The 309-nt window shown below is 61.5% G+C and carries 1 pseudogene; it reads left to right on the forward strand.

What is annotated here, in order from left to right:
- Positions 1-204 (forward strand): annotated as a pseudogene (locus SB822_RS56035) (MFS transporter); the annotation flags it as partial.
- Between the last annotated feature and the right edge of the window lie 105 nt (positions 205-309).

The following is a 309-nucleotide window of genomic DNA, read 5'->3' on the forward strand; positions in this document are numbered from 1 at the left end:
CGTGGATCGGGCCAGGGCTTCTGCTACAACCTGGGGCGCGGCTTCGGCTCGTTCTTTCCGATTCTCGTCGGCACCCTTTCGCAGGGCATGTCTCTGGTGAAGGCAATGGGCATCGTCGCCGGTGCGGGTTATCTGCTCGTGATCGTCGCCGCGTTGTGCCTGCCCGAAACCAAGGGCAAGGTGCTCGAGCAGTTGGAGGCTTGAGGGCGGGTTAGGTGGGCGGTGATGTGAGGCCGTAATTGCGGGGATGAAAAGCGCACTGGGTGGTGCGCTTTTTGTTTTGGGGCGAGCCGCGTGAATGTCTAAAGC

Origin of the sequence: Paraburkholderia sp. SIMBA_054 (assembly GCF_046534875.1) — a bacterium.
Taxonomy (GTDB): domain Bacteria; phylum Pseudomonadota; class Gammaproteobacteria; order Burkholderiales; family Burkholderiaceae; genus Paraburkholderia; species Paraburkholderia hospita.